This is a genomic window from Bradyrhizobium ottawaense (assembly GCF_002278135.3).
Lineage (GTDB): Bacteria > Pseudomonadota > Alphaproteobacteria > Rhizobiales > Xanthobacteraceae > Bradyrhizobium > Bradyrhizobium ottawaense.
The window spans coordinates 582,282-602,315 of the sequence record NZ_CP029425.2 but is presented as its reverse complement, the minus strand read 5'-3'; the positions used below and the strand labels follow the sequence as shown (position 1 = coordinate 602,315).

Annotated in this window: 17 protein-coding genes, 1 tRNA gene and 1 pseudogene; 8 read left to right on the top strand and 11 right to left on the bottom strand. The window is 58.1% G+C overall.

The genetic code is table 11. From position 1 onward, the window contains the following. The first annotated feature begins 56 nt into the window (after positions 1 to 56). The gene (locus CIT37_RS02790; protein ID WP_095425366.1) at positions 57 to 1,745 is read left to right on the top strand and encodes a methyl-accepting chemotaxis protein; all 1,689 of its coding nucleotides are present in this window, start codon (positions 57 to 59) and stop codon (positions 1,743 to 1,745) included. 296 nt (positions 1,746 to 2,041) lie between these two features. Here CIT37_RS02790 and CIT37_RS02785 read toward each other — a convergent pair whose 3' ends face one another. From CIT37_RS02785 to CIT37_RS02775, 4 genes are all read right to left on the bottom strand, one after another. Beyond that, positions 2,042 to 2,770 carry a Crp/Fnr family transcriptional regulator gene (locus CIT37_RS02785; RefSeq protein ID WP_095425365.1) on the bottom strand — a complete coding sequence of 243 codons (729 nt, stop codon included), beginning with the start codon at positions 2,768 to 2,770 and terminating at the stop codon, positions 2,042 to 2,044. A gap of 240 nt (positions 2,771 to 3,010) precedes the next feature. Next, entirely contained in the window at positions 3,011 to 3,250 is a 240-nt protein-coding gene (locus tag CIT37_RS02780; protein WP_036030131.1) for a DUF6894 family protein, read from the bottom strand. A gap of 193 nt (positions 3,251 to 3,443) precedes the next feature. Beyond that, positions 3,444 to 3,683 (bottom strand): DUF6894 family protein, encoded by a 240-nt coding sequence (locus tag CIT37_RS40110; RefSeq protein WP_095425364.1) that lies wholly within the window; start codon positions 3,681 to 3,683, stop codon positions 3,444 to 3,446. Positions 3,684 to 3,956: 273 nt separating this feature from the next. Beyond that, entirely contained in the window at positions 3,957 to 4,388 is a 432-nt protein-coding gene (locus CIT37_RS02775) for a response regulator (RefSeq protein WP_050996185.1), read from the bottom strand. Positions 4,389 to 4,696: 308 nt separating this feature from the next. On the opposite strand from CIT37_RS02775, the pseudogene CIT37_RS40105 reads away from it, so the two are divergent. Both CIT37_RS40105 and CIT37_RS02770 read left to right on the top strand, forming a co-directional pair. Continuing rightward, positions 4,697 to 4,802, top strand: a pseudogene (locus CIT37_RS40105) (IS5/IS1182 family transposase); the annotation flags it as partial. A 231-nt stretch (positions 4,803 to 5,033) separates the two neighbouring features. After that, entirely contained in the window at positions 5,034 to 5,639 is a 606-nt protein-coding gene (locus tag CIT37_RS02770; protein ID WP_095425363.1) for a hypothetical protein, read from the top strand. Between the two features lie 175 nt (positions 5,640 to 5,814). Here CIT37_RS02770 and CIT37_RS02765 read toward each other — a convergent pair whose 3' ends face one another. Both CIT37_RS02765 and CIT37_RS02760 read right to left on the bottom strand, forming a co-directional pair. Next, positions 5,815 to 6,642 carry a helix-turn-helix domain-containing protein gene (locus CIT37_RS02765; RefSeq protein ID WP_109866578.1) on the bottom strand — a complete coding sequence of 276 codons (828 nt, stop codon included), beginning with the start codon at positions 6,640 to 6,642 and terminating at the stop codon, positions 5,815 to 5,817. Positions 6,643 to 6,790: 148 nt separating this feature from the next. Next, positions 6,791 to 7,675 (bottom strand): hypothetical protein, encoded by an 885-nt coding sequence (locus CIT37_RS02760; RefSeq protein WP_095425361.1) that lies wholly within the window; start codon positions 7,673 to 7,675, stop codon positions 6,791 to 6,793. 122 nt (positions 7,676 to 7,797) lie between these two features. Here CIT37_RS02760 and CIT37_RS02755 point away from each other — a divergent pair, with 122 nt between their 5' ends. From CIT37_RS02755 to CIT37_RS02740, 4 genes are all read left to right on the top strand, one after another. Next, positions 7,798 to 7,974 (top strand): hypothetical protein, encoded by a 177-nt coding sequence (locus CIT37_RS02755; RefSeq protein WP_154694122.1) that lies wholly within the window; start codon positions 7,798 to 7,800, stop codon positions 7,972 to 7,974. Then, positions 7,971 to 8,414 (top strand): DUF2924 domain-containing protein, encoded by a 444-nt coding sequence (locus CIT37_RS02750; RefSeq protein ID WP_095425360.1) that lies wholly within the window; start codon positions 7,971 to 7,973, stop codon positions 8,412 to 8,414. The genes CIT37_RS02755 and CIT37_RS02750 overlap by 4 nt, the downstream gene beginning before the upstream one ends. A gap of 134 nt (positions 8,415 to 8,548) precedes the next feature. After that, complete coding sequence (locus CIT37_RS02745) at positions 8,549 to 9,790, top strand: recombinase family protein (RefSeq protein WP_244611355.1); 1,242 nt, start codon at positions 8,549 to 8,551, stop codon at positions 9,788 to 9,790. Continuing rightward, the gene (locus CIT37_RS02740) at positions 9,787 to 10,248 is read left to right on the top strand and encodes a hypothetical protein (RefSeq protein WP_095425359.1); all 462 of its coding nucleotides are present in this window, start codon (positions 9,787 to 9,789) and stop codon (positions 10,246 to 10,248) included. The genes CIT37_RS02745 and CIT37_RS02740 overlap by 4 nt, the downstream gene beginning before the upstream one ends. Positions 10,249 to 10,351: 103 nt before the next feature. On the opposite strand, the gene hyoA is transcribed toward CIT37_RS02740, so the two are convergent. Further along, the gene (gene hyoA / locus CIT37_RS02735) at positions 10,352 to 14,674 is read right to left on the bottom strand and encodes an NACHT domain-containing antiphage protein HyoA (RefSeq protein ID WP_244611354.1); all 4,323 of its coding nucleotides are present in this window, start codon (positions 14,672 to 14,674) and stop codon (positions 10,352 to 10,354) included. A gap of 467 nt (positions 14,675 to 15,141) precedes the next feature. After that, a tRNA-Ser gene (locus CIT37_RS02730) sits at positions 15,142 to 15,231 on the bottom strand. Positions 15,232 to 15,425: 194 nt separating this feature from the next. Between CIT37_RS02730 and CIT37_RS02725 the strand changes: the two genes are divergently transcribed. Then, a complete protein-coding gene (locus CIT37_RS02725) occupies positions 15,426 to 15,767 on the top strand; it encodes a hypothetical protein (protein WP_095425357.1) in 342 nt (113 codons plus the stop codon). A 109-nt stretch (positions 15,768 to 15,876) separates the two neighbouring features. On the opposite strand, the gene CIT37_RS02720 is transcribed toward CIT37_RS02725, so the two are convergent. From CIT37_RS02720 to CIT37_RS02710, 3 genes are all read right to left on the bottom strand, one after another. After that, positions 15,877 to 17,340: a trehalose-6-phosphate synthase gene (locus tag CIT37_RS02720; RefSeq protein ID WP_028142002.1), complete on the bottom strand. Its 1,464-nt coding sequence runs from the start codon at positions 17,338 to 17,340 to the stop codon at positions 15,877 to 15,879. A 240-nt stretch (positions 17,341 to 17,580) separates the two neighbouring features. After that, on the bottom strand, positions 17,581 to 18,399 hold the full coding sequence (otsB, locus tag CIT37_RS02715) for a trehalose-phosphatase (protein ID WP_095425356.1): 819 nt from the start codon (positions 18,397 to 18,399) through the stop codon (positions 17,581 to 17,583). A gap of 4 nt (positions 18,400 to 18,403) precedes the next feature. Beyond that, entirely contained in the window at positions 18,404 to 19,888 is a 1,485-nt protein-coding gene (locus tag CIT37_RS02710; protein ID WP_028142004.1) for an MFS transporter, read from the bottom strand. Positions 19,889 to 20,034 lie beyond the last annotated feature (146 nt).

Sequence of the window (20,034 nt, the reverse complement as noted above, 5' to 3'; positions counted from 1 at the left end):
ATGAGAACAAACCTACGCTGCTTACAAGTTGTACAAAATTCAGCCAAGTAGGTACTATAATGCGCCTCACCGACATTTCGATTCGAAACAAGGTTTTCTCGGCATTCTCCGTCGTGGTCCTCGCGGCGCTAGGCTTAGGCGCCTTCGCCGTTGATCGCCTGGGTTCAGTGAATGAATCGGCGGCCGAAATCCGCGACAATTGGCTGCCCGCGACTGGATGGCTTGGCTCGCTCTCCAAGTCCGCCGAGCAAGTGCGGCAGCGCCAAGGGCAGTTGGTCCTCTCGTCAAGTGCGAGCGAGGTAGCTCGCTCGGAAGGCCTGATAGGAGAAACGCTCCAAGATTTTGACCAGGTCTGGAAGAAATACGAGCCCACGGTCACTACACCGGCTGAGATGGCTATCGTGGAACCTCTCAAGAGGGCTTGGGCGACCTATCTGCAAAACGGCAGGCAGCTTGCCGATCTCGCGAAGAAGAACCGGGATGAGGCCGCGCAATTCTACATGAGCAAAATGGCCGAGGACTTCAGGCTCGTCCGCAAGGGGTTCGCCGATGTTCTCGCCTTCAATGTAGATGCGGGCAAGAAGGAAGCGGACAAAGGCGCCGAAGTTTTCCGATCCGCCCGGATGTGGATTTTGGGCGCCTTGGCGGTAGCCGCCGGGCTTTGCGCTCTGATGGGATACTTGATCATCGCGAGTGTCTCGAGACCAATCGTGGCGATGACAGATATCATGAGGCGACTTGCGGGCGGCGACCGGGCTGTCGCAATCGACGGCGTCGATCGCAAGGACGAGATCGGCAAGATGGCCGGTGCGGTTCTGGTCTTCAAGGAAAGCGCGATTGAGACTGAACGACTGCGGGAAGCACAGGCTGAGGGGGAGAAGTCGGCCGCCGAGCAGCGCAAGCGCGACATGCGCAATTTAGCTGACGCCTTCGAAAGCGCTGTTGGTGAAATCGTCGAGACGGTCTCCACAGCTTCAACGGAGCTTGAAGCTTCCGCCTCAACGTTGACAAGAACCGCCGAGCGGTCGCAAACATTGACGACGATGGTCGCCTCGGCGTCCGAAGAAGCCTCCACAAATGTGCAGTCTGTTGCTTCCGCGAGTGAAGAGCTGGCATCCTCCATCACTGAGATAAGCCGACAAATTCAGGAGTCTGCGCGGGTTGCTAGTGAGGCCGTGCAGCAGGCTCGGGCTACAAATGAACGCGTCGGCACGCTGTCCAAAGCCGCGTCTCGCATTGGCGACGTCGTGGAATTGATCAACACAATCGCGGGTCAAACCAATCTGCTCGCGCTAAATGCTACAATTGAGGCTGCCCGCGCGGGCGATGCCGGACGCGGCTTTGCTGTTGTAGCCTCCGAAGTAAAGGCCCTGGCGGAACAGACCGCAAAGGCGACTGGAGAAATCGGTCAGCAAATTACGTCTATCCAAGGCGCAACTGATGAATCGGTTGCCGCGATCCGGCAGATCAGCGGAACTATCGAGCGGCTTTCCGAAATCTCATCTACGATTGCAGCGGCGATTGAAGAGCAAGGTGCTGCTACGCAGGAAATCTCGCGAAACGTACAGCAAGCCGCTCAGGGTACGCATGGTGTCTCGACTCACATCACCGACGTGCAGCAGGGGGCGACTGAAACGGGTTCCGCGTCGTCTCAACTGTTATCGGCTGCTCAGTCACTCTCCCATGACAGCAATCGACTAAAGCTCGAGGTTGGCAAATTCTTAAGCTCAGTTCGGGCAGCTTAGCGGAATGAACGCCAGATCACACGCTAAGGCTGGCCCTAGAGTCCGCTGTGGGTCACAAGCGGACTGACCGGGAGATGTCGCGGTACGTCGGCTAAGGGCCAGGAGCAGACAAGTTGGCGGCCGCGCGACAAGGTCTGCCACGGACCAGGGGTGGACACTCTCAGGAAAGAGCCGCCTAACCACGGTCTTACCTCTTCGGATTTGTACGTCCCAAAGACTATGCTCGCCTTAGGTATTTAAACAGCCTTCGGAGAGTTGAAGATGACTGATGAGGAGCGATCAATCTTCCGAGTTTACTAGGCGCTCGGCGACAGATGGAGATAGGTCCGATCGAAGCCCGCCAACTCTTCCAGTCGTCCCTGGTCCAGCAAATGGAATCCGGATCGGTCCGTCTCTATCAACCCCTCCTTGCGCAGAGCTTGAAGGGTACGGTTGGTATGGACCACTGAAAGTCCCAAACAATCGCCGAGTTCGACCTGCGTGATGGGCAAGCTGAAGTCTCCCTCCCGGGTGCGGCCGATGGCTCGAAGCCGCTCGTGCATCTCCATCAACAGATGAGCCATTCTGGGCAAAGCGGTTCGCCGCCCTACATTCACGATCCACTCCCTGAAGATAGAACCATCGATCAAGGTCTCTCGCCACAGGGCTGCGGCGAGGTTTGGACGCCGTGCGGTCACTTCCCTCAAATCGCTGTGCGAAATGAACCCCAGTGTGCAAGGTGAGATGGTGACAAGGTCATGGTCCATGACCTTGAGGTGGAGGCTTTGAAGGTCGGGTATGTCGCCCGGGATGTGCAAGGACAACACCTGTCGCGCCCCATCAGCCGTCGTCTTCGAGCGCGAGGCAAACCCCTCAACGATCAGGCAGCACTCGCCGGGACGAACGCCATCGGCCACAATGACTTCCCGGGCGCCAACGTGCCGCTCGCGAAACCTCAGGCTCTCAATGGCGCGGATGTCGTCGCCATCCAGATGGTTCGAGACGGTGAGTTTGGTAACAAGCGCTGTTGCAAGATTTGCCGACACCGGATCATCCCCTTGCGACCCGAATGATGGCAACCACTCCGGCCAGGACAGGCGGGAGTCCCTCGAACTCTCAGCTCCAGCGCCCAATGGTATCTGCCGGGGATAGAAGTAACCTACAGGAATAAGACCGGCTTTGCGAGCCTCAAATCGTCGGACGTTCCGCTGAGTTAAGCGTGAGCCCGCGTGGTCCAAGTTAAGAACGTGCCGCCAATTGGCACGCCGGCAGGCCCCGACCGCCGCTCAATGAGCCAGCTGATGTTCGATCTCGAAGCGAAGCACAACGCGAAGCACGGGCCCTGAGGAATCTCGAACCTCGATTGACAGGATGCGGACGACTGAACCCGGCAGCACGTCCTTGGCAAAGTCCGCCATCGCCTGAGAGGCGGCGAGCTTGACCTGGTCGAACGTGGCTATCTCGACACCGATGTCATCGGGGACGAAGTAGTCATTGTCGCGGGTATCAAAGTAGTAGAGGGCCATCGGTTCAGATCGGATTGTGCTGCCAGCCTATAACGGCGGGGCCTCGGAGCCAAGTACGATATCTCGCGCATACGTAGGAACGACGCGCTATCGCCAATCTTCACCAAGGGCGATCGGTACCAACATTTGTTAAGGCTGATCCACCTATACAACGCTTGAAGCGAAGAACGTTAGGCGTGACAACGCACGGCGCCTACTCCGTCGCTGTCACTGTCAGTTTGAAGTGTATCCGGCCGGTGTTTGGATTTGGGCTATCGTTGACGACCATCTGCCAAGGCTCGACTGGCCAAATGTCGTCCGCTCTGTGGTCTCTTAACACCGCACCAGCAAACTGGATGGCCTCGCACCTGATCGCGGCGATGTCGGGCAGCTCCAATCCTTCATGGTCGGTCAGAGCCTTTCCGTCGAGAATGTGAAAGTGGAATCGGGGCATAAGCTCACTCCCTTGGGCGGGAGCGCTGTAGCGTCTCTCAGTCAGAGGCGGCCGTTGAAGTCCCTTTGATGCACGACAACTAGCATGGAAGGGCCGCCGTTCCTAAAGAAAAGCGGAGGCACTCCAGTTCCGCTTCGGGTCATGAGCACCCTTCGTCGCCGCTCCTTCAGGATTGTTCTCATTAGGCCACGTTGCCGACCCGGGCCATTTTGGAAAAGCAGTCTTCGTGATCAGGTCCTGTGGGCCCGGGACGCAGAATCGCCGGCGTCGTCTTCAGGGCAGCATTGAGTTTCCGCTGGTGGAGACGCTGTTCAGCAAACTTGCGACGGCCGTAACGACTTGAGCGGGTGCGAACGGTTTCCGTAAGAGCAAGCTGTTGGGAACACCCATGGAAGGCCACTGATGGGCCGCGTCGCCTGTCATGTAGACGACAGGGATCTCCGGATTAAGTTCTCGGGCTTCTCGGGCAACGTCCCAGCCTTTGAGCGGTCCAGGCATATTGATGTCTGTGATCAGCGCGCGATACTTGCCGACGTTGGCACGCAGAAGCTGCACCGCTTCGGTGCCGGATGCAGCCAGTTCCGTTTGGAAGCCGCCGTCGCTCAGGGCATCTGCAATGAACTCTCGCACCAACGGCTCGTCCTCAACGACCATAGTGAAGACGTCGCTTTGCTGGGCTATTTCGTCGATGGAAGAGTGAGACATTCGGCCTCCCGGTTGGCAGGCGGGAGCGCGAACGTCTCTCAGCCGCCGACGCCTACGGACGAGCCCTCGGTCGGCGATACCCTGTGGTGCGCCACAATCGGCGGAACTACAATCCCGTACTTTTGCGGGCGTATTAGCTTAAGTTAAAAGCCACTCCGTCAGGGGAGCTCGATGCGCCGGAGTCCGCTGTGGGTCAGGAACGACAAAACTCAAGGTGAGCATAATAGGTCTGCTTTCGAGTGCATAGCGACCAGTTGAGCCCGACAGCCGAGCCATGATTCAAGCCACACAACGGAAGGGGCCGAATCATGCGCTACGAACTCACGGACTATGAGTCGCCCCGTCGTTAAGCCGATGTTGCCGAATAAGTCGCGCGGCGTGCCGCGGGTGAATGACCGTCGTGTCCTCAACGGTGGACTGTCAACCTTGTCAACCTTGTCAACCTAACTTTTCGATGCCTTCGGCTAGCGAAGCGGCGGGGTGCGAATTACCCGCGGTCGACCCAAGTGCCAGAAGGACCCGTGCGAAAACGACGCTCGCGCACTCCCAGGACTAGGTCGATCATGATCGGAATGCGTCGGACCAGTTAAAACGATACTTATCGCGCGTTTAGTTTACAGTGGTCTGATCGTTGGAGGTGAGCATATGGATTTCGGTGGGGGTGCAAGGAGAGATACTGCTGTCCATGAGTCTGGCCATGCCGTTGCCCGCGTTCTCTCGATAGGCCGTGTAGGCATCACCAATGACAACGCCATCCGTTGGATAGAAATGGACCGGGGCAGTCCACACTGCTCCGTGTTCGAGCTACCGCTCAACATGCCCGGGCTAAAGGAATTTGGGGAGCGCGAAGGCATCCGGGAGGGCATTTGGCCGACGGTGGAGGAGTGGCGCAAGCTCTTTTCTTTTATGGGCATCGATCCGTTGGAATGGGCGAGCGTACGGCTTTTCGAGATTGCTGCCGGAGCAGCGGCACAAGCAAAATTTGCAAACGTCCCATTCGAATTGGTCTGGTATGACGGCGGGTGCAGCGATGACCGCCAGAAGGTCATTGAGACTTGTCAACGGGTCGGCTTGAACGAGGCAGAGGCAACAGGACTTTTCGCGGAACGATCTAAAGAAGTTTGCACCGTAATGGATAAGACCGACGTATGGCGGGCGGTGCTAACTTTAGCCGAACGATTGCCCACCACCGGCCGAATGCCGGGCGACGCCGTTATTTCTATTGTCCAAAATGCATTGCATGCCTTGTGAGGAAGACGCATTCGGAGACGATCTCGCTGGCAGCTTACACCTGCTCTTAAATCCGTGGCTGACCTCAACCTGGAAGATCGAGATGTCTGCTTCCTGTAGTGATTAGGACAGAGCAGGGCCAGCCACCCGAGGCAGCCGTCAACGCACGGCGCCTCCTTTGAAAGATTTGGTCCACTCAGAGGCCAGCTCCGCTGCGGTACAACACCCCACGAGCAACAAGCTCTTCAATAATGTAGGCCATTCCACCTCCCCTCTGTTTCATTTCTGCCGCCGTCGCAGTCTCTTGCATGGGAAGGTCCATTGCATCCACGATCAGGGCTAACGTTGGCGTCGAGCGGAATTCATTCAGTAGATCGTTATTCCACCTAAGAGTGGCTGACCCCTCCGCCGCCGCTGCTGCAGCACTCATACGCTGCCCGCTATGGCGACCGAAGGCGTCAGAAGCCTTTCCTTCATCGCTAAGCCTGCTTCTATTCCAGCGCGGGAGATGTTCATTGCGAGTGTCGGTCTGCAAGGTTGATGAGATATGATTAGTGGGCTCCATTCCTTCAATAGAGTTGATGGAAGAGGTTTGTATGACATCGTTGTCGGGCTGACTGTGACGCGATTGACAGGTTGAGGAGCCGAAAGTGTCAGTCTGAGAGTGACAAGGTTGGCAATGTGAAGGCGACAAGTTTGGACGCTCAAAGCGAGCAGCCCACTTTTTGCGCCGGAGCTGGTACTGGTGTTCGAACTCGCGAAAGGCTTCCCAGTTCGGCTCGTAGCTATTGCAGTGCCGGTTGCCTGCGTGCTTGCGCTTACGGAACAACTTGGCTTCCACGAGGCGATTGCCAGCCCTGATGATCGTCCGCGTGCTGCATTTGAGAATGTGGGCGGCAGTTTCTTCCGAAGGATCACACCGGCCGGTCTTCCGATTGAAGCTATCGACTAAGAAAACTGCGAACTGCTTTTCGGTACCATTGAGCAGTTCCGACATCGCAATGTGCTTGAAGGCAAGCAGCATATCGTTTTTTTGAAAAGGCATCGGCCAGCGCTGTTGGGCGCTGGCCTACAGGCGGACGATTCCGCGATCCAGCGCGTCGACAGCTAGCCAAGATAAGATCGCCCAGTCTCGGAAGTTAAATGGAGGAGAAAAGCAGATAAACGGGTGGTCAGGCGGGATAGCGCTCGGAATATCTCGTTGTAAGACGCTTTTCCTTAGATGCCTCGCTGCCAAACCCGGCTGCTCGCGACACTCGAGCCCGGGCCGCGGCGGCGATCGATGTATGTTTGCCTGCAAGGATATCAGCCCGCATCTCCTCGACCAGCTCTAGATCACCTGCTTGATAGGAGCCGGAACCGGGAGGACGGCCGGCGCTCCGCCTGCTCTGCGAGTCAAACACTTGAACTGGCTCAGTGATTACCTCGAACGCAGGCCGTGCCGCTGTATCGACGATCTTCCATTCGCGCCCGTGTTCGCCAGGCTTTGCGGGTTGGCCGGGCTCGTCACCTGCTTCGATCTTTGGGCCATGGTCGCGACAAGGATCGAGTTCGCGTTCGGGCGCCCTTTCGATGGAATGCTGTGCAGCTGCAATGAGATATTCCGAAGTGTCTAAGCCGGCCGTCGCCCAGTCGATCGCTTCTCGACGGACCGCAGCGGCGGGCCCACCGGGACAATCGGGAGGACCGAGGTGTCGCGGCTTTCCCACCAGACGACGTAGGCTCGATTTTAATGACCTGACGCCGGGAGGTAGCTCCACCCCGTGTTGTTCACAGAACCTGCGTATCCCAGACTTGCTAACGATGATCCGATTGATGAGCTTAGTTCCGTAGTCCCGATCGATCGGGGCGTGCGCTCCGATCTCTCTTTTCATCGCCCAATACAGCTCAAGAAGGTCGATCGGCTCGCCGTTCGGCAGCACAAATGTTCCTTCTGGAAAATGGCCAGAGATCGCCCCGTCGCAGATGCGGCGCAGGGTGAGCAATGGAAGCTCACCGCTTTGCTCCGACCACCCATCAACGAGGTCCACGAAGTCGATGTATTTTGAGACCGCCATGACTCGGGAGAGAATCTCCAAATCAACAGACAGCGATTCTTCTTCCTTTCACTGCCATTTTTCAACCGAGACGCCCTAAAAAGCTGTCGAGTACACGGTCTGAGCCACTTGGGACTCAGTCCATGACCGATTCGGACAGCGACCTCCGGGAAATTGCGGCCATTCTTGCGGTCGCCCACCAGCGTCTTTCCGATCGAAAGTCCAGTCAAAAAACCCGCTGTGCGGCAAAAACTCTGCTCGACTGTGGCGAGCAGTCTGAGGGTGATGTGGCCCGCAAAGCCCAGGAAGTTACCCCGTGAAAGCGTCCATTTTGTCGCAATTGGCGGCCCTGAAAGGCGCCTCCGCACCCGTCCTTAAGGCCCGCTGGCGCGAGCTTTTCGATACTGAGCCCCCTGCCTATAACCGCCGCTTCCTGGAGAGCCGGCTGGCCTACCGCATTCAGGAATTGGCCTATGGCGGCTTGAGCCGGGAAACGACCGAACGGCTCAAGGCCATGGCTGAGCAATATGCCAATCAGAAGCCGGCAGACCGCAAGGCCCGTCCCCCTCTCCGTCCCGTTGCCGGGACCAAGCTGATCCGCGAATGGGAGGGTGTGGAGCACTGCGTCACCGTTCGCCACGATGACTTCGAATATCTCGGCCGCCCCTACAAGTCCCTGTCCTCGGTTGCCCGCCAGATCACCGGCACAAATTGGAATGGCTGGGTCTTCTTCGGCTTGAAAAAGTCGGCTGGCAAATGAACTCCCGCAAGACTCAAAAGGGCCGAGCTTCCTTGTTCGCCAACTCCCGTGAGAACGCAGCCCCAGGGCGCCCTGGCGTCCGTAAGGTCCGCTGCGCCGTCTATACCCGCAAGTCCAGCGAGGAAGGCCTCGACATGGACTTCAACTCGCTCGACGCTCAGAGAGAGTCTTGTGAGGCTTACATCGTCAGCCAGCGAGCCGAGGGCTGGACGGCGGTTTCCGATCGCTACGATGATGGCGGCTTTTCAGGTGGTACCCTTGAACGGCCGGCCCTTAAGCGGCTTGTCGCTGCCGTCCAAGCCGGCAAGATAGACGTCATTATCGTCTACAAAATCGACCGACTGTCGCGGTCGATGCTCGACTTCCTCAACCTTGTGGAGCTCTTTGAACGCCATGGGGTGACGTTCGTCTCTGTCACCCAATCGTTCAATACCAAGGACGCCATGGGCCGCATGGCCCTCAACATCCTCGTGACTTTTGCCCAGTTCGAGCGCGAGCTGATCGGAGAGCGCATCCGCGACAAGGTTGCGGCATCTCGCAAGCGCGGCAAATGGATGGGAGGGTGGACGCCGCTCGGTTATGAAGTCCGTGACCGCAAATTGCTCATTCATGAAGTCGATGCAGAACGGGTTCGGTCCATTTTTCGTCGCTTCGTCCAGCTCAAGTCCGCGACCCTGCTGGCCCGCGAGCTCGTTGCGGCCGACGAACGCACGCGGTACGGACAGCTCCTGGACAAGGGGGTGCTGTACAAGATCCTTCACAACAGGGTCTATCTTGGCGAGGCCGTTCATAAGGGCACCTCATATCCAGGTGAGCACGAAGCAATCATCGATCAGAAGCTCTGGGATCAGGTCCACGCCATCCTCCAGGAGAGCCCGCGCAAGCGGGCCAACAATAGCCGGGCACAATCACCTGCCCTGCTGAAAGGTCTGTTGTTCGGTCCGGACGGTGCAGCGATGTCGCCAACCCACACCCGGAAGTCGGGCAGGCTTTATCGCTATTACATCAGCCAGACCGCGATGAAGCAGGGTCGATCGGATTGTCCCGTCAAATTGGTCCCCGCCGCTGAGTTGGAGCGCATCATCATCGATCAGGTGCGACGGTTGCTGCAAACACCCGAAGTCATCATTCAAACCTGGCGTGCTCTCCGCAACCAATCCGCGGAGGTCAACGAGGCGGAGGTGCGTAGCGCCCTGCTTGGCTTTGACGCGCTTTGGGATGAGCTGTTCCCGACAGAACAGGCACGGATCGTCGCGTTGCTCGTCGAGCGCATCGACGTGCACGCCGAGCGAATGGACATCACCTTGAAGATCCAGGGCCTGACATCGCTCTCCTCCGAATTGCAGCCTCAGCCCTTCCAGCAGGCCGCCGAATGAACCGACCGACCACCCTTAACCTCGGCCCTATCGGGCAACCCAAGCTTAGCCGCGACGGCAGAACCATGGTCGTGAGCATCCCGTTTTCATTGCAACGATCGGGTGGACGTAAGCGCGTAGTCACGCCTGCCAATGTCGATGTTTGGGCGCCCGAAAAGCCCCAGGTAGACAACACGCTGATCAAAGCGGTGGTGCGAGCGCATCGCTGGCGCAACATGCTCGAGTCCAACATGTTCACCACGGTGCGCGACCTCGCCAAGGCGGAGAAGATCAACGAGTCCTATCTTTCCCGCGTGCTTCGGCTGACGCTGCTCTCGCCGGCCATCACCGAAGCCATCCTGAACGGCCTGCAGCCTGACGGCCTCGAGCTGGCGCAGCTGTTTAAATCCATCCCCGCTGAGTGGGATGAGCAGCAGGTTCTGATCAGCTCATCTGCTCGGAAAGCTAGAGCGCGCTAAAGCTCCCCACATATATGGGAGTGGTTTCGAGCGGGCCGCGGATTTCCGCATCGTTGCCGGTGAAACATGCTGCCTGAACTCTGTCACGCCACTGCGGCGCACCCTAATTACTTCTTTTGGTAAGATCGATTCCTACAATTGTGATGTCATCGATGTTCGCGAACTTTGATGAAATAGAAGCCCAATGCCTTCGCAACGCTGCGACCAGTTCATCGAAATTCACGAAGTTCCGCGCGCCAGGAATCTGCCAGCCCCCCTTTTTCTCTCCACGATACACCAAAAGGAAAATGCCACGGCCACCGCGCCGGTCCCTAAGATAATCGCCCGCTAATTGATTCTCGAGCCGCTCAAACAGCTTCGGTCCCGTCCAATTGTCTGAGATCTTCAGCTCGACAGGCACTGGAGCATCGAACCCCATCCCATGGAAGCGGAGGTCCGGCTTCTTGTCATCGGCGAATTGCTCCTCCTGAGGAATTGCGTATCGACCGAACGCCTTCTCTCGCAGCTCGCGCCCAATAAAGTTTCGCAACACCGTTTCCTGCTCGATCGCGCGAACCACAGTCGAAATGCTGTCGTCTCCGTTCTCCAGCTCATCTTTGAGATCGAGAAAGCGAAGCATCGCCAAGTCCGCCAGTTCGCGGTGAGTCGAAGGCGTGCGGTCAAGCCTTTCATTGAACTCACAGACGGCTTCTGGTGACCAAGCCTGCAAATCGGCATCCTGCTCTGCTCGGTGCCGGCAGAGATTTTCTAGGTGGGGAAACGAAGGATGCTGACGATGTGCCTTAGCAATCGCTTGCAGCGCTAAGAATGCTTCCTTTCCGGGCACCTTAACCAGCTCGTTCAATATTCGATTGCGTCCATCTTGTGCATCGTCACGTAACTCGGGAGAATACGCGACCCCGCTTGCGCGTTCGATGTCCTCTTGCACTCGAATGCATTCATGCATGACTTCGTACAAAGCCTCTAAATGCGCCGGTGTACGGAATGCACTTCGGGCGCCGAACGTTTCCGAACGTCGTCCACCCCAAAGCTTTGTCACAAAATGCATAGCAAGTAGCGTACGTTTTTCGACCTCCGTCTCTTTTCTTAGTTTTTCCGACAATGCGGGAATTGCTTTGCCTGGGTCTACACCAACCCACACAGCGAACCAATCGGCCATATGGCGATTATTCTCATCATTGACCTTCGATGCGGCCAAGCGTGCAATATCAGCGTCAGCAATGCTCGATCCCTGCATAATTTTTATGATATGATGAAGCTGCGAAGCATTTTTCGGCTCGAATTTTTGAAGCCTGTCAAACAGCTCGGGCGCAATGTCGTTCCATGCCCATTCTGCGGACCAACTTATGTCGCTCAAAACATAGTTGGTATTGGATTCGGGCGAACCGGATTTCAGCTCCCAATCGATTTCGCCCAAAATGACTTTTAAGACATCTGCTCGAGAATGCGCATAGAGATCAGCGAACCAAGCGGGGAACCCGTTTAATTCATGAACTGCGTACCGAGTCGCGCGCGTCACCTGTTCGGGCATCAAAGTGCGCAGGGTGTCAGGATACTCTCGCAACTCGATCGCTAGACCCGTCAAACCAAAAATCACTTTATTCGACGTCTGATTTGGCGTGGCTCCTTCAGACCGAAGGACGGGGTGATACTTTCGCCAATAATTTATGGCTCCATCCCGGTATGCCTCGGCGACATCCCGACCAAACGACGGAATAAGTTCGCGCCATCGCCCCTCCGTCCATTTGGACGAATTTCCTTCACTTTGTTCACGGATGAAGTGGTGCAAATACCACTGCAATTGCGAGAGATCGTCGGCGCTTGGAAACTTAGGGTCTCGGATGAAATCTAGGTTTCCCTGTGCGTAAGCTACGTTTTTCGCAAATTGGTCAAGCTCCTTCTGTTTCCGAGCATCAGCGCGACGCTTCCATCGGCGCTCCTCCTGGCGATACCTTAGGGCTTCAGGAGAGGGCGTGGTCAGCTGCACCAACTTCGCCTTCAGCGCTTCGTCGCGCGCGCATATCTGCTTCAACCTCTCGCGCCAAGCTCTCGGCTTGTCATTTTCTGCGTAGATTGAAAAAGCAAGGGAAAGCGCGACCAAGCGGTCGTCGGGTTCGGAGCGGTTTTCAATCCACTCGCAAACACGGTCGAAATCGCCTGCGTTAAACTTCCAAAACGCACCAAAGACACAAGCCGGCCAAAAGTCGGTTAACGGCTCATCTTTTTTTCGCGTGGTAACCTTTCTTGTTTCGGCGATGTCATGCCAAAACGAAGCATCGTTGAGTTCAAGCCAACCGGGAACCGTTTTGCCAAACCCGACCTTAATCTCTTTCGCTTCTTCACCCCATTCACGGACCGCTCGGAATTTTCGAAGAGTCTCCAAACTGCGCCAGTGCAACGCCGCAGGATCCTTCGCAGAAATGAGACGTTCGACCGCGTGAGCCGCAGCCTTCATGATCCAAGAGTAGCGCTGGGATACTTCACAGTATCCCCGTTCGATATAAGGGGGCGTGTCAAAGAGCTTAACGATGCCGTCAAGGAGAGCGGACAAAAGGCGCAAATCGGCCGCGTCCGAAAACGACGTCAACGCATCTGTGAGGCGATCAACTGAATATGGCTCCTTATCCTTCGCTTTCTCTATAGCAGAGAGCACCCAGACGACATTGTCGGCGCTAGGCGGTAAGTCGGTTACAAGCTCGCCGAGCCAATCACGATCCAAACGCGGAGATTCCAGTAGAAACGCCTGCCGAACATTCGCAAGGTCCACCTCGGTGCCAACCTCCCGAACCGCACGAATGGCGGAAATCCTTGTATACCGGGAGGCTGATCTGGAAAGAGCGACCTGCTGAGCCTCAAGCTGAAGCGATTGCAGCCTTCCCAGCCATATCATCCGAGTGAGAAAGCCCGTCACGGCATCGTTTGATGCATACTGCTTCAGAAGGCGGCGAATATCTTCAGCTATGTCTGCTTGCGCGAAACGTTGAACAGCTGAGTATTCGGTCGCTGAATGAACGACGCGTTCCTGCGCAATTTTCGCGCAGATTTCGTCCAGAATTTCTCTGCGTGTTGGCAGTGGCAAAGAATTAGGATCACCTCCTTCGACGATGACTTCTGGCGCTAAATTCCGGACGCGTTCCCTGATCTTATCATCGAAGATCGCGAGCCACGGCAACACTGGCCTCATCGTTGGAACGACAACTTCTATCCCATATATCGTTTTGAAAAGGAGATCCTCCACTGCCTTTCTCGATGCAGGACGGTCCAGAAGCTGCTTTAACCAAACGGCCGTCAAATATTCGCGCGCCGAGCGATGGTGAAAACGAACAACCCCGTAAATTGCGTCGTCAAACATGGGGCGCGATAGTAGCGCCGCAATCTCATCGTCTCCCCAGCCAGGCAACACCTCTTTCGCAGACAGGCCAGCCGTGTTGCTGGCGCCATCTGGGACCCGTATGACTTGTGTCTGACCTAAGGTGGCTGCACCGGCGATAAGCTTGGCTCCTTCTAAGGCGCGGTCATCAGAAAGCGGTTGAGCCTCCGCTCGCGGTTGATCACGCTCGGAGAGGCGTCGTGCCGTGCTATTTTTCATGACTTGAAGACGATTTCCGATCTCTCCTTTATCATTCCATAGGACAATCACATCTTCTAAATCTTGCGGGCGCGTCGTAGATGACCACGCGTCAACTCTCTCAATTTCTCTGACGAAATTGCCGACGTCTGCAACGCCCTTAGCCTCTGCGAATATCTTGACCTGATCTTGGGATAAGTCATCCAAGGCAATAATGCGAAATTTTCGATTGCTCGGCTCTTCCTGCTTGCTCAATTCAAAATCATCTTCAACTGCAACTTCCGTTTCAGCAGTCGCAGCTGTCTCCTCACCTGCTATGGCGCACGCTTGAGGGAGAAAACCAATATGTCGCTCGCATAGATCAACGTCGGTTTTCGGTCGCCAAGCGTGCGTACGCCCGGTGAGAATAATGTGGGACCGCGCTTTAGCTTTTTCGATGAGCTTCCCCAGCCGACGGACCGATCGTTCAAAATCAAGCGGACTGCGAAGGCGAGCCTCATCAACTGAATCTAACAATAGCCAGCCAGTTTCTGACGAAGAAACCCAATTATCGAACAATTCTATTGATCCAACTTCGAAAGCGATGTCGAAGTCTTCTGGAATCAATTCGAGCCGCAAGAAGAATGCAGCTTTCCCTTCCGCTCGAAGCCGCGAGGCCACGTTGCGGATTTCTTGAGTTTTGCCCGAGCCAGCTTCCGAAAGGATTACTGCTCGCGGCATTTGCAAAACATCGGCCCACCCGAGATTGCTCCTCACGTGGAAAACTTGCGAGAGATCGACGTCATCGCTCTTTCCTGCGTGCTGAGAGAGCTCGTGGAACGTCCGGTTTAACTCAATGAACCTGATCTCTCGCGTCAAAATGGCCTTCTAAATTTTCAGATGCTGCTCAGAATCTCGTGGCGAGCGTGGAAAACCCTATGCAACTTAAGGCAATAAATCGAGAATTTCAGCCCCGAGAAACGGAGACAGGATGCCTAGAGACTTACTCGACTGCGAAAACCTCGGGTTTCGGTTTTTGTGCGGCATAAGTTGTAAACCGTGGTAACTGCGAGACTGGTGGCTGGATAGGAGGCTCAAACCTGCTATTCCCTATTTGGTTGAGCGAGACGAATTCAAACCACTCCGCAGCCAAGCCGTTGATTTTCTGAGAAATGCCGTACTTGACCGAATTGCGGGGTTCAAAGATTCAGAGAAAATTCGGTTCTCCGGCCTCATTCAGGCCGGAGTTGGATGACCGCCAGCAGCTTCTCTGCCCGCAAAAAGCAGGAAAATGGCCGAGTTTCTGGCCTCTCTGTAGCTCCAACTACGAGATCATTTTAGCTATGTGGCGGAGAGAGTGGGATTCGAACCCACGGTACGGTTTCCCGCACACACGCTTTCCAAGCGTGCGCCTTAAGCCACTCGGCCATCTCTCCGGAGCGCCCTCTCTTGAAGGGGCGCCGATGATTTTGCAAGGGATCGCCGGGAAATCGGGTGAATTTTCCGTAAGATATTGTATTTACGGGATAATATCTGGCACGGCAGATGCCATGACCCTCCTGCCGGCTGAACCGGTGACGGGTTTGGCGCGACGATTCACGTAAGAACAGCAAACACGACCGGGGACGCCATGACCATCCGCAGCACCATCGTCGCCCTTGGCCTGATTTCGGCCCTTGGCTCCGCCTTCGCCGTGCCCGCCGCCGCCCAGGTCTGCACCCGGCAAGGGGTCGATGTCAGCTGCAACGACGGCCGGCGCGGGGTGCTGTCGGGCGATGCCATCATCTGGCCGGACGGCACGCGCTCGAGCTCGGCGCCGCATCCGAGCGTGATCATCGGCAACAAGAGCTCGGTGCATGTCGGGCCCGGCGTGTTCGTCGGCCAGGGCAAGGGCATGGCGCCGATGGACGATCCCAACGCGCCGAACAAGCGGCAATGCGCCATTCTGGATGGGGTGTCGTATTGCTATTGAGGCCGCAGTCGTACGCCGTCATGCCCGGGCTTGTCCCGGGCATCCACGTTCTTAAGGACTTGGGGTGAGACGTGGATGGCCGGGACAAGCCCGGCCATGACGCGGAATCCTATATCAGCCTTACGCCTGAGATCGCCGACTTCAGCCAGCGCAGAGCCTGCGGCGGCTGCGTGGCGAGCGGGGTGACAGCGGCCTTCTCCGTCCGGCACTTCTCGAGCTCGGCGACGAAATCGGCCGACCATTGCTGGATGGTGTGGCCGCGCAGCTTCTTCATCATCGCGTCCCAGCGCATCTTGCGCTCGGTGAGCGGCATCGCGGCGGCGATCGCGATCGCGCGGGCCATGCCGTCGATGTCGTGCGGATTGACGACCAGCGCGGCATCGAGCTCGTTGGCCGCGCCTGCGAATTTCGACAGCACCAGCACGCCGGGATCGGCCGGGTTTTGCGCGGCGACATATTCCTTGGCGACGAGGTTCATGCCGTCATGCAGCGGCGTCACCACGCCGATCTGCGCGGTCCGGTAGAGCCCTGCGAGCACCGCCTGGCTGAAGCCCTTGTTCAAATAGCGGATCGGCGTCCAGTCGACCTCGCCGTGGCGGCCGTTGACGTCGGTGACGAGGCGCGCGACATCGTTCTGCAGATTGCCATAGGCTTCGATGCCGCCGCGCGAGGGGTTGGCGATCTGCAGCAGCGAGATGCTGCGCAAGAATTGCGGCTGTTCGGTCCAGAGCCGGTCGAACGCGCTGATGCGGTTGACGAGGCCCTTCGAATAGTCGAGCCGGTCGACACCGATCGCGAGGCGCTCGCCATTGAGGCTGCGCCGCAGCCGCGACACGTCGGGATGCGAGGCCGATTTCGCCGCGTATTGCGCAAACTTCTCCGCATCGATTCCGATCGGGAAGACCTCGCAGCGGGTGCGGCCATGCTGCGAAATCGCAACGCCGTCCTCGACGGCGAGGCCAAGCTCGCTCGCGACGTAGCCGAGAAAATTCTGGCAATCCTCCTCGGTCTGGAAGCCGAGCAGATCGTAGGCCAGCATTGCCGTGATCAGCTCGCGATGATTGGGCACGCCCTGCATCACCGCGGCGACCGGCCACGGCGTATGCAGGAAGAAGCCGATCGGATCGTCGACGCCGAGATCACGCAGTTCGGCGCCGAGCGCGAGGAAATGATAATCCTGCACCCAGAACGCGGTCTTGGCTTTTCGGAAGCGCATCAAGGCGCGCGCCATGAAGGCGTTGACCTCGCGATAGCTGACGTAATCGTCGCGCGAGACGCGGATCAGATCGCTGCGCGAATGCAGCGCGGGCCACAGCGCCGAATTGGCAAAGCCTTCGTAATAGCCGCCGTAATGCGCCGCCGGCAGGTCCAACGTCGCAATCGCGCCCGATCCGAGCGCTTCGATCTCCGCGAACGGCTCCTTCTGATGGCCGTCACGCACACGGCCCGAAGAACCCACCCAGATCGCGCCCGAATGTTCCACCACCGGCAACAAGGCCGCCGCGAGGCCGCCCGTCATGGGCTCGTTAGGCTTGCCGCGCGCGACGCGATTCGAAACGACGACTAAGTTCACAGGTCGTCCCCTCCTGTTTCATTCCACCCCGTTTAACTGCCGTTCATCAATATGGTTCCTGTCATCGTTTCAACCAATTGAAACCAAAATCGGGCACGCGCGTTGGAACTGGTTTCGCTTCGGGAACCCGAGATTTCGTTGCAAAGTCAGCTTATGCGGCCATGTTGCGCAGCACGCTTAGCGGCGCGCGACGGCGCCGTTCCCAAAGCATCATGTCTGCGACGCGGCCTTGCCTTTATTTCACCTCGGGTCGAGCAGGCGGGCAAGGAACGCACGCACATCGTTCGGCGCGTCGAAATGGCCATTCACGCCCATGGCACGGCGACCGACGGAGAAGGCAAGCCCATCCATGTCGGGCATGATCGCGAACACGGTTTCATCGGTGACGTCGTCACCGATGAAGATCGGACGCCGTCCCTTGAACGGCTCCCGCTTCATCAGTTCGCGCACGCCGGTCGCCTTGGTGAATCCGGAATGCTTGATCTCGCAGACGAACTTGCCGGGCAGCACTTCGATCGGCGCATTGGGCAGGTCGGCGCGGATCACCGAGACCGATTCGTAGATCGCTTTCTCCGCGTGCGGGGCGAGGCGGTAATGCAGCGCGAGCGAATACCCCTTGTCCTCGAGCAAAATGCCGGGCGAAAGCTTGGCGATGGCGGCCAGGCGCCGCTTCAGCTCCTTGTCCAGCGGCGGGGCGTGCACGTCATCGGCCTCATTGTCGATCGACAGCCGCATCTCCGCGCCGTGGCCGGCGACGGCGCGGAACACATCGGGCGCGAAGATCAGGTCGATGTCGTTGAGCGAGCGGCCGCTGACCAGCGCCAGCGCGCCGGAGGTGCGCTCGGTCAGCCGATTCAGCGTGTCCGACAGGCCCGGCGGCACCCACACCTCGCGTGGCGTCGGCATCAGGTCGAGCAGCGTGCCGTCGATGTCGAGCAGAATCGCGATCTCGTCGAGATGCGGCACCAGCGCATGCGGCACCGGCACCGCATCGGGTGCTTCGTCGTCCGGCATGGTGCGCTTCTGGTCCAACGCCATTTCTGCAAATTCCGATTTCATCAGTCTACTCCATAAAGGCGAGCGGCCGCGCGATTTGTTCGAGCGATTTGCGCTCCGCAGGGACGGCATAGCGCCACGCCACGATCGCGGCCGCGATCATCAGGGCTGACCCCAGCAGATAGCCGGCGAACACGCTGGTGCGCGATCCCGTGTCGATCAGCACGCCGAACAGCGCCGGCCCGATCACGCCGCCGATGCCGGTGCCGACCGCGTAGAACACCGCGATCGCCAGCGCGCGAACTTCGAGCGGGAAGGTCTCGCTGACGGTGAGATAGGCCGCGCTCGCGGCCGGCGAGGCGAAGAAGAAGATCACCATCCAGGCGATGGTCTGCCCCTGCGCCGAGAGGACGCCGATGGAGAACAGATAGCCCGAGATCGCCAGCAACAGGCCCGACACGCCATAGGTGAACATGATCATGATGCGGCGCCCGAGCGTATCGAACAGCCGGCCGAGCAGCAGGGGCCCAAGGAAATTGCCGGCGGCGAAGGGGAGCAGGTACCAGCCGACATGATCGGCGCTGATGCCGTAGAAATCGGTCAGCACCAGCGCGAAGGTGAAGAAGATGGCATTGTAGAAGAACGCCTGCGCACTCATCAGCACGAGGCCGACCAGCGCGCGCTGGCGGTACGCCGAGAACAGCGTGTGCACGACCTCGCGGATCGGCGTGTGATCGCGCATCTTCAGCCGGATCTTCGTGAAGCGTCCGTCGCTCGTATCCTGGTCGTGTCCGATCACCGAGCGTTCGATCTCGTCGACGATTGCGTGGGCCTGATCGGGGCGGCCATGGATCATCAGCCAGCGCGGACTCTCCGGAATCCACATCCGCATCAAGAGCACGACGAGGCCGACGGTCGCGCCGATGAGATAAGCCAGGCGCCAGCCGAGATCGGGGTTGATCACGGCAGGATCCAGCAGCACGATCGACGCCACCGCGCCCATTGCGGCCCCGATCCAGAAACTGCCGTTGATGACGAGATCGGTCCAGCCGCGATAGCGCGCCGGCACCAGCTCCTGGATGGTCGAGTTGATCGCGGTGTATTCGCCGCCGATGCCGGCACCGGTGAGGAAACGAAACAGCGCGTAGCTCGCGACATTCCATGACAGAGCCGTCGCGGCCGTCGCCGAGAGATAGAGTGCCAGCGTGATGAAGAACAGCTTCTTGCGGCCGATGCGGTCGGTCAGCCAGCCGAAGCCGAGCGCACCGAGCACGGCGCCGGCGAGATAGGCGGAATTGGCAATGCCGAGATCGAGATTGGTGAATTGCAACGACGGGCTCTGCTTCAGCGCACCGGAGAGCGCACCGGCCAGCGTCACCTCGAGTCCGTCGAGGATCCAGGTGATGCCGAGCGCCAGCACGACGCGAGTGTGAAAGCCGCTCCAGGGCAGCGCGTCGAGCCGCGCGGGGATACTGGTCTCGACGATGCGATCGGCCGCGGCTGCCGCGACCACAGGAGCATAGTTCGGCGCTGGGCTTTGCTGCAATTCCATCGGGTTGTTGTGTCTGATCAATGGAAGCGCCCCCGGCTCACATGACGTGGACGGGGTTGATCCGATCATCGGGGTGCGGCATTCCGCCTGCCACCTGCGACAACGTCTGCGGCGAGGCCGGGTTCCCACGGGAACGCCCTTCGTAC